The sequence below is a fragment of the Mycobacterium sp. 1245805.9 genome (assembly GCF_001672915.1).
Taxonomy (GTDB): domain Bacteria; phylum Actinomycetota; class Actinomycetes; order Mycobacteriales; family Mycobacteriaceae; genus Mycobacterium.
On the sequence record NZ_LZKR01000210.1, the window covers coordinates 18,682 to 26,218 of the forward strand.

The window sequence follows — 7,537 nt, forward strand, 5'->3', positions numbered from 1 at the left end:
AACACGCCCGGCCGAGTTCACCACTATTCGCGGGCCCACCGACCGCGCCGGAGCCGGTGCTAGACGGCGGATTCGGGTTGCTCGCCGATCCAGTCCAGCAGGGCGGGCAGACCGTCCTCGAGCGTCCACTTCGGGCGCCAGTCGAGCTCGTTCTGTGCCGGGTCGATGTCGCACCGTGCGGCCCGCACGTCACCGTCGCGGAACTTCCCGACGACGTTCGGTCGGGGGGCGTCGCAGATGGTGGCGATCTTTTCGGCCAGCTCTTGGATGGTTGTCGGGGTACCCGACCCGATGTCGAGGCAGCGGGTGCCGTTCGCGGGTTTCTCGATCGCGGCGAACAGGGCCTCGACGATGTCGTCGATGTAGACGAAGTCACGCAGGATGTGGCCGTCTTCGTAGATTTCCAGCGCACACCGCTGGCGCGCCAGCCGAGCGAAGAGGGCGACTATTCCGGTGTAGGAGTTGGTCAGCGACTGTCCCGGCCCGTAGACGTTCTGCAGGCGCAGCATGCTGAGGTTGGTGTCGTGCGCGGCCGTCCACGCCGCCAGGATGTGCTCTTGGGCGAGCTTGGTCGCGGCATAGATGTTGGTGGGCCGTGGCTCGGTCCGGCCGGCACAGCTCGCAAGCGGGACGACCGGGTCGTCGGTGGGCCCCTGCGGGTCCCAGATGCCGGCCTGCAGTTGCGCGTGGCTTCGGGGCTGCGGATAGAAGATCGCCGAGCCGCATTGCCAGGAGCCCTCGCCGTAGACGGCCCTCGACGACGCCAGCACCAGTTGGTCGGGCGCGCGTCCGGAGCGGCTCAGGGCGTCGAGGAGTTGGGTGGTGCCCACCACGTTGACCGAACCGTGGCGGGTGGCCTCGGAAAGCGACTGCGCCGTTCCCGTCTCGGCCGCCAGGTGGACGATCTGGGTCGGCTGGACCAACCGCAGCACGGCGTCGCAGTCCGGGGCGTGGGTGACGTCGCCGGTGAAGAACCGCACCGACGGCGGCAGGTCGATCGCCGCGCTGTTGCCGTGTACCTGCGGGTGCAGGACGTCCATGACAGCGACGTCGTAACCGGCTCCGACGAGACGGCGCGCGAGCGCCGACCCGATGAACCCAGCCCCCCCGGTGATGAGAACGGGTGTTGACAACGGCCGACGCCTCCGGTTGCTCGGTGGAAATCAGGTGACCGGCAGGCGTTGCCTGGGTGCGGTCCGCGTGATCATACCGAGAGCCCGCATTTTCATCGCCGGTATCGGCGATACGGGTCAGCCGCCGGCGGGCGTGCGGCCGGACAAGGGATCCGTCGCTGCCGCGCCGGCGAGCGCGCGGTCGGCCAGGGCACCCATCGCGGGTGCGAGCGCTTGCGCGTACTCGCTCGTCAGGTGATCGTCGAAATACACCATGGTGTTGCCCACGACGACCGGGCACCGGTCGCCGGCGCAGAACAGCCGGGTGAGGTTTTCGTAGTGTCCGCCGCCGGCTTTGGTGGCCGTGGTCTCATCGGCGATGCCGGCCCGATTCAGCGCCTTCGACCGGGGCGACGAGCAGGCCGTCGCGTCGTCGAGGTGATCGGACAGGCAGATCGGCACCGACTCGTAAGCGTTCGGGACCGGCCCGAGCACCAGCACCTGCGCGCCGAAACCGCGCAGCTGCTGCACCAGCCGGGTCAGGCCGTCGGACCAGGACCGGTTGTAGGGCTTGGGCAGGTAGTCCAGGCCGCCGTACCCGCGGGACATGCTCACCACGACTAGCCGCGGGCGCTCGGCGCGCAACCGGGCCATGGCCTCGCCACGCCACTGCTCGCAGCGTTGGACGTAGTCGACCATGCGAGCCACGAAGCCGGTGATTGGCAAGCTCATCGGCGGACACGCCCCCTTGGTCAGGGTGTCCAGCCGCCAGTGCCGCTGCTCGGCGACCTGCTGGAACGCGGGGGCCCACATCGTGGCGTGCGAGTCGCCCAGCAGGGCCACCGTCGTCCTCGAAGCGGTATCGCCCATCACGCACCCGGGCTGCCCGCCGCCCAGCAGGTTGTGTTGGCAGCCGTTGAAAAACTCGGCTCGGTATTCGGCAGCCGCGTCGGCGAGCGGCGGCTCGAGGTTCGACGGCACGGCCCGCAGGTTTGTCGCCGCCGCGACCGCGGCCTGCACCTGGGCGAACGCATCGTGCACCGCGGCGTCGTAGGCGTCGAGGCTGGAGCCCGCGGGGGGAGGCGACGCCGTGACGGTCAACCGCGCGGCCGGCGCGCCGCCGCCGACGGGGTTGGGCACCCGGGCGATCATCACCACGCCCACGCAGACCGCGGCGGCGGTGGCGACGCCACCCAGCGCGAGGCTCGCGAGGGCGGACCGGCGGATCGGGGCGGCGAATCGGAACGGATCCTCGACGAAACGGACCGTGAGCACGGCCAGGCCGCCGGAGACGAGGACCGTGGCCAGCCGGCCGGCCAGCCCCAGGGGGTGGCCCAGCACGAACGGTGCGAGCAGCAGCACCGGCCAGTGCCACAAGTACAAGGAGTAGGAGATCCGGCCGAGCGCGCGCATCGGCGCCGCGCCCAGCACGCGTCCGCACCCCCGGGCGGGCGCGGCGCAGCCGGCGCCGATCACCAGCACCGCCCCCAGCACCGGCAGCAGCGCGGCGGTGCCCGGATAGAGCGTGCCCGGCCCGAGCAGGCCGCAGGCCAGCAGGATCACCGCCAGACCCGTCGATCCCGCGATCGTGGCGGCGCGGGTCGGGAGTCGGCGCCACTGGGCGGCCGTGAGGGCCACCAGGCCGCCCGCGGCCAACTGCCACGCCCGGGTGGGCAGCGAGAAGAACGCCACGGAGGGCGCCACGAAGGTGGCGGCCAGCGACAGCGCGAACGACCCGGCCGCGACCAGGGCGAGCACCACCAGATACGGGGTGTGCCGGGACGTGGTTTCGGCCTTGGTGCGCCGGCGTGCGAGCCGGATGAGCCAGGTCGTGCCGATGATCAACGCCGGCCACACCAGGTAGAACTGCTCCTCCACCCCCAGCGACCAGTAGTGCTGAAACGGCGACGGCGGCTGCGCCGGGGAGAAGTAGCTCAGGCCCTCGTGCGCGAAGTGGTTGTTGCTGACATACAGCGCGCTGTAGATGCCGTCCACCAGCACGCCGTGCGCCTGCAGCGGCGGCAACAGCGCGGCCGAGCAGAACGCCGTGACCACGCCGACCAGGGCCGAGGCCGGCAGCAGCCGCCGGGCCCGGGCCCCGTAGAAGCGGCTCAACCTCACCGTGCCGGCGGCGCTCACCTCGCGCCACAGCAGCCCGGTGATCAAAAAGCCCGAGATGACGAAGAACACGTCCACGCCGACGAACCCGCCGCCCACACCGGGCAGCCCGGCGTGAAAGAGGACGACCGCCGCGACCGCGACGGCGCGCAGGCCCTCGATGTCGGGGCGGAAGCCCGACGCAACTGAGCGCTGACGCCGCACGGAAGCAACCTTGAAAAGAAGAAGAATGAGGACGTGTCCCCCCGGTCCGGGGAAGTATCACACACGTGTTGAACGCATTCGGTATGTTTGCGAATCATTGTTGATCGTCTTGGGCTCGGGAGCCTGCGGCTTCCCGGCTGTCCAAGAGCTGACGGAAGGCGGCCTGAGGTTGTCCGTCGTCGATAGTCCTACCGTGGAAAGCCCCGAAGTCGATCGGACGAACCTGCACACGGTATGGAAAGCGGTTCTCGTCGGCGACGCGCTTCTGTTGGCCGCAGCGTGTTACTTCCAGCCGGCACTCCTGGTCGCGTTCGGCGTGCTTCTGCTGCTGTGGCTGCTTGCGCGCCTTTTTTATCGGGATCGCGACCGCTACATCCCGAACCTGTACGCCCGCGACACCCGGGTGTACGACGACGCATACCGCGCGTTCATTGGCCGCACGCTCGAGGACATGCGGCGGTGCAAGATTCGCGGGCACACACTGTTATGGGAGGCGTCGCGGCTGGCGAGACCAAGCCGCGAAGATTCCGACGAACTTTTGCTCGACCTCGGTGTCTGGCTCGGCTGGTCGACGAGGCTCATGTCGGACGCCTCCGGGCGCCGGGTGTACGGCTTCGACACCTTCGAGGGCCTCGTCGAGGACTGGCAGATCGACGACCAGGCCCTCATCAAGCAGGGCACCTTTTCGCTGGCCGAACCGCTCGCGCAACGTTCCATGCAGGACACCGGCGTGATCCTGCACGACGGGGTGCCCGCCCCGCTCGGTCGCAAGGTGCAGTTCGTCAAGGGCAGCACCTACGACACGCTGGCCCCGTTCCTGGCCGATCGACCGGGCGCGCCCATCGCGTTGTTCCACATGGATTTGGACACCTACGAGAGCTGCCTGCACGCGCTGGAAACCTGCAAGGACCGCTTCGTCAAAGGGTCCATTCTCGTCTTCGACGAATACCTCGTCACCAACGCCGAGATGCTGGCGTTCTTCGAGTTCGCCAGCAAGTACGAGCTTCAGTGGCGCTACCGGGCGTGGGGCCTCGAGATCATGGAGATGAACCTCGAGATGGTGGTCTCGCGGTGGAAGCGCGCGACCTACTACCTGCCCTGGATTGCCGGGTACTGGTTGGTGGGCGACGGCAGCTACGTCTGGAAGTTCTTCCGCAAGCGGTTTTGGCGATTCTGGCTGGGCGCTCCGGTGGGCGACATCTTCTTCATGCTCGGTGCCGCCGGACAACGCAAGTCGGTCAGCCTGGAAATCACCGGCCTCGGCAAGCTCGACCCGGCCCGGCGTGACCGAACCGGATGACCTAGGACGAGCGCCGCGATGAAGTTTGTGTTGGCGAGCTGGGGGAGTCGCGGCGATGTTGAGCCCAACCTCGCCGTCGGGCGTGAACTGGTGCTGCGGGGGCACGACGTGTGCATGGCCGTCCCGCCCGATCTGGTCGCCTTCACCGAAGCGGCGGGGGTTGCGGCGGTCGGCTTCGGACCCGAAGCGCGCTCCGTCCTGGACGCGCACCGCGAGTTCTGGACGTGCTTTTTCAGCCACCCCTGGCGGATCCGCGGGCTGATCCGGTCGCGGCTCGCGATCGCGGGGCCCCTGCTGCAGGGGTGGCAGGAGATGAGCACCACGCTGGAGTCGCTGGCGCGCGGGGCCGACCTGATCTTCACCGGCATCAATTTCGAGGACGCCGCCGCCAACGTCGCGGAGTACTACGACATTCCGCTGGCCACGTTGCATTACTTCCCGCTGCGGCCCAACGGCCAGACCCTGCGGTTCCTGCCGGCGCGGTTGCGGCGCCCCGCGGTGGCGGCGTTCTGGTGGGTGTCGTGGCGCGGGATGAAGAAGGCGGAAGACGCCCAGCGCCGCGAGCTGGGTCTGCCGAAGGCGACGGGTTCGGCGCCGCGCCGGATCACCGGACGCGGCTCGCTGGAGATCCAGGCCTACGACGAGGCGTGCTTTCCCGGGCTGGCGGCCGAGTGGGCGAACTGGGATGGTCAGCGTCCGTTTGTGGGCACGCTGACGCTGGAATTGCCGACGGACGCCGACGAGGCGGTCGCGTCCTGGATCGCCGCGGGGACGCCGCCCATCTTCTTCGGATTCGGCAGCATCCCGGTCGAATCTCCCGCGGACACGATCGCGATGATCGCCGCGGCCTGCGCGCGGCTGGGCGAGCGGGCCCTGGTCGGTGCCGCGGGCACCGATTACGGCGACGTCCCGCATTTCGACCACGTCAAGGTGGTCGGCACGATCAATTACGCGACCGTCTTCCCCGCCTGCCGCGCGGTCGTGCACCACGGCGGGTCGGGCACCACGCCGGTCGCCATGCGCGCGGGGGTGCCCCAGGTGATCCTCTACTGGGACCTCGTCCACGCGGTCTACGGCGCCGCGGTCAAGCGGCTCAAGGTGGGCACCGCCCGGCGTTTCTCGACCGCGACCGAGGAATCGCTTGTCGCGGATTTGCGGACCATTCTCGCCCCGGACTATGCCGCCCGCGCCCGCGAGCTGGCCACCCGGATGACCGAACCCGCCAAGAGCGCGGCGGCCGCGGCCGACCGCCTGGAGAACTTCGCCCGCTTCAAGCGCATTTGTTAATCGCCAGGAAGTATGGTTTAGCACTTGTTAGACCCGAGTAGAAGAGCAAGGGAGCTCCATGAAGTTTGTGCTGGCGTGCTGGGGAAGCCGTGGCGATATCGAGCCCGTCGCGGTCGTCGGCCGCGAGCTGGCGCGCCGCGGGCACGAGGTGTGCATGGCCGTCCCGCCCGACCAGATCGCCTTCGTCGAGAAGCTCGGGCTCGCGGCGGTCGCCTACGGGGTCGACTGGTCGGAGAGCATGAAACCGCTGCGCAGCTTCATGACTTTGTTTCGCCGCCACCCCTGGAGGATCGCCGGCCTGATCAAGTTCTGGCGCGATCGATGGGACGTCTTCACCGGATGCTGGATGGACATGAGCAGGACGCTCGTGTCGGCGGCCGAGGGCGCCGACCTGCTGTTGACCGGCCAGAGCTGGGAGGAGCAGGCGAGCAGCGTCGCGGAGTACTACAACATTCCGTTGGCCACGCTGCACTACAACCCGATCCGGGCCACCGCGGCCCGGCAGGTGAGGGCGTACGAGTGGGGATATTGGCGGCTGAGCAAGAAGGTCGAGGACGCGCAGCGCCGTGAGCTCGGCCTGCCGAAGGCCACCAAACCCGCGCCGCGACGGATCGTCGAACGCGGTTCGCTGGAACTGCAGGCCTACGACGCGGCGCTGTTCCCGTGGCTGCCGGCGCAATGGGCGGAATTCACCAAGGAGCGGCCCAATGTCGGCACGCTGACGCTGGAGTGGCAGACGGACGCCGACGACGAGATCGCGGCGTGGATCGCCGACGGGGAACCGCCGATTTCCTTCGGCTTCGGCAGCATCCCGGTGGACGACCCGATCCAGATCATGACCATGATCGGCGCGGCCACCGCGGAGCTGGGGGTGCGCGGGCTGGTGGTGTCCGCCGGCAGCGACTACAGCAACGGCCCCCACTTCGACCACGTCAAGGTGGTGGACACGATGAACTACGCGAGGATCTTTCCCACCGTCCGCGCGATCGTGCACCGCGGAGGTTCCGGCACCACGAACGCCGCCCTGCGCTCGGGCGTGCCCGCATTGATTCTGTGGAAATTGCCCGACCAGTTCTTCTGGGGAAACCAAATCAAACGGCTGAAGGTCGGCACCGCGCGGCGCCTTTCGACCGCCACCACCGAAACGCTCCTTACCGACCTCCGCACCATTCTCGCGCCGGAATACGCCGCCCGGGCGCGCGAAGTCGCCGCCGAAATGAGCGTGGCGTCCAAAGGCACCAAGGCCGCCGGCGACCTGGTCGAGAATTTCGCCCGCTCGCGGGTTGCCGGCTGACCTGCTGATCGGGCGCCGGTCGGCGACCCGGGTGACCGCAGTCTCACTTACCTATTCGCGTGACAGGCGTCTCACCCAGCAAGTATGGTCTAGAACTTGTTATACCCATGTCGAGTAGATGGTCTGGAGACGCGGTTGAGCATCAATCCCTTCGAAGATGGCAGGGGCTGCTTTTTCGTCTTGGCTAACGACGAAAAGCAACAGCGGATGATCGGCGGTCGG

At 68.5% G+C, this 7,537-nt stretch carries 5 protein-coding genes; 3 read left to right on the forward strand and 2 right to left on the reverse strand.

The window, feature by feature from the left end; genetic code table 11:
• Positions 1-59: 59 nt before the first annotated feature.
• Positions 60-1,133, reverse strand: a complete 1,074-nt coding sequence (locus A9X00_RS26720) for an NAD(P)-dependent oxidoreductase (protein ID WP_067160560.1) — start codon at positions 1,131-1,133, stop codon at positions 60-62.
• Between the two features lie 117 nt (positions 1,134-1,250).
• Entirely contained in the window at positions 1,251-3,434 is a 2,184-nt protein-coding gene (locus A9X00_RS26725; RefSeq protein ID WP_232006946.1) for an acyltransferase family protein, read from the reverse strand.
• A gap of 193 nt (positions 3,435-3,627) precedes the next feature.
• On the opposite strand from A9X00_RS26725, the gene A9X00_RS26730 reads away from it, so the two are divergent.
• The 3 genes from A9X00_RS26730 to A9X00_RS26740 are packed head-to-tail and all read left to right on the forward strand — an operon-like array spanning position 3,628 to position 7,315.
• On the forward strand, positions 3,628-4,734 hold the full coding sequence (locus A9X00_RS26730; protein ID WP_232006947.1) for a class I SAM-dependent methyltransferase: 1,107 nt from the start codon (positions 3,628-3,630) through the stop codon (positions 4,732-4,734).
• Between the two features lie 18 nt (positions 4,735-4,752).
• Positions 4,753-6,021 (forward strand): glycosyltransferase, encoded by a 1,269-nt coding sequence (locus A9X00_RS26735; protein WP_067160565.1) that lies wholly within the window; start codon positions 4,753-4,755, stop codon positions 6,019-6,021.
• Positions 6,022-6,079: 58 nt separating this feature from the next.
• A complete protein-coding gene (locus tag A9X00_RS26740; protein WP_067160569.1) occupies positions 6,080-7,315 on the forward strand; it encodes a glycosyltransferase in 1,236 nt (411 codons plus the stop codon).
• Positions 7,316-7,537: the final 222 nt, after the last annotated feature.